The sequence below is a fragment of the Flavobacterium sp. UBA4854 genome (assembly GCF_002399805.1).
GTDB lineage: Bacteria > Bacteroidota > Bacteroidia > Flavobacteriales > Flavobacteriaceae > Flavobacterium > Flavobacterium ginsengisoli.
On the sequence record NZ_DHEI01000085.1, the window covers coordinates 23,712 to 25,625 of the forward strand.

General features: G+C 31.7%; 2 protein-coding genes and 1 pseudogene. All 3 read left to right on the forward strand.

Annotated elements, in window-relative coordinates; translation table 11 throughout:
• Window positions 1-786: pseudogene (locus B3J44_RS12530) on the forward strand (glycoside hydrolase family 3 protein); the annotation flags it as partial.
• 125 nt (window positions 787-911) lie between these two features.
• Window positions 912-1,550 (forward strand): peroxiredoxin, encoded by a 639-nt coding sequence (locus B3J44_RS12535; protein ID WP_012024184.1) that lies wholly within the window; start codon window positions 912-914, stop codon window positions 1,548-1,550.
• A 185-nt stretch (window positions 1,551-1,735) separates the two neighbouring features.
• Window positions 1,736-1,914, forward strand: a 179-nt coding sequence (locus tag B3J44_RS12540) for a thioredoxin family protein (RefSeq protein WP_286968716.1), incomplete at its 3' end; no start/stop codon positions are given.

The window sequence follows — 1,914 nt, forward strand, 5'->3', positions numbered from 1 at the left end:
GTAATTTCTGATGCTTTAAATATGCACAGCGTTTCTAAATTGTACGAAACCAAAGGTCAATTAGAATGGGAAGCTTTCAATGCAGGAAACGATGTTTTATGCTTTGCTGAAAATGTTCCAGAAGGAATTGAAGCGATCTACAAAAATGCTTCTCCAGACCGTATTTTCGAAAGCTATAATAGAATCCTGAAAGCCAAAGAAAAAGCAGGAATTCTTTCTGGAAATACAGCTGTTTCGTGCGAATTAAACTTCGAAAAAACATCTCAATTAAATCTAGAAATTGCTCAAAATGCAATTACGAAAATTATTGATAACGGAATTTCAGATTTAGCTATAGAGGCTCAGAAAAACAACAAATTAGCCAAACTGAGTTTATATAAAAATACTGAAAACACATTTTTCAAAACGCTCAATGCAAAACTTGATTCACCAGAATTTGCTTTTGAAAGTTTAGAAACTTCCGATATTGCTACAATCAAAAATGAATTAGAAAATTTTGAAACTCTCATCATTACATTATTTGTTCCAAAAGCAAAACCTTTGAATAATTTTGAAGTAAATGACGAAGTTTTCGAACTGCTTTCTAATCTTCTTCAAACAAAAAAATGCATTATTTACGTTTTCGGAAATCCTTACGTTTTACCACTTATTCCAGATCTAAAAAAGGCTTTAGGGTTAATTCAGGCGTATCAAGATTTTGAAGAATTTCAAAAAACCGCAGGAATTCAATTTTTTGAAAAAAATAGTTTCACAGGTGTTTTACCAGTAAATATTGATATTCAATAAATTACAATTAAAGATAGTCAAAACTTATCAACTTATAAGTTTTTATAATCACATCTTATTGTAAGAACCTGTACTTATGCCCTACTTTTGCACCAGAAATAAATATTTAACGTAAAACGAAAATTATGTCTTTAGTAGGAAAAAAATTCCCAAGTATTGCAGTAGATGCTATCTCAGAAATGGGTGACAATTTAAAAATCAACATTTTTGAAGAAGCAGTAAACAACAATAAAAAAGTACTTTTATTCTGGTATCCAAAAGATTTTACTTTTGTATGTCCAACTGAATTACACGCCTTTCAAGCTGCATTACCAGAATTTGAAAAAAGAAATACTATCGTAATTGGTGCTTCTTGTGATACAAACGAAGTTCACTTTGCTTGGTTAAATACTCCAAAAAACAATGGTGGAATCGAAGGTGTTACTTACCCAATCTTAGCAGATACAAACCGTAATTTAGCTAACATTTTAGGTATTCTTGATATCGAATCTACAAGCTACAGCGAAGATACTGATTCAGTTATCATCGAAGGTTCAAACGTAACTTATAGAGCTACTTACCTAATTGACGAAACTGGAAAAATCTTCCACGAAAGCGTAAACGATATGCCATTAGGACGTAACGTAAACGAATACTTAAGAATGGTTGACGCTTACACTCACATCCAAACTAAAGGTGAAGTTTGTCCAGCAAACTGGGAAGCTGGTAAAGAAGCAATGTCTGCTGACAGAATCAGTACTGCTGAATACTTAAGTGCAAACTAATTTTTAATTAGTTTCTAAGATACTAAGATGCTAAGGTTCTAAGATTTCCTCTTAGACCTTAGTAACTTAGAAATCAAATACTCTCTCAAAAAATCTCAAAATTTATAGTTGCTAAAATCCACAAAGGTTCAAAAAACTCAGAACCTTAGAATCTTAGCACCTTAGAATCTCAAAAAACAAAACTTATGTTAATCGACTTAAACGAAGATACGTTAGCAGATTTAGTTGCTAAAAACGAAAAAGTAGTAGTGCAATATTCAGCTTCATGGTGTGGAAATTGCCGTATTATGAAACCAAAATTCAAAAAAATGGCTACCGAAAAAGAAGATGTAACTTTTGTAATTGTTGATGCAGAGAAATTTCC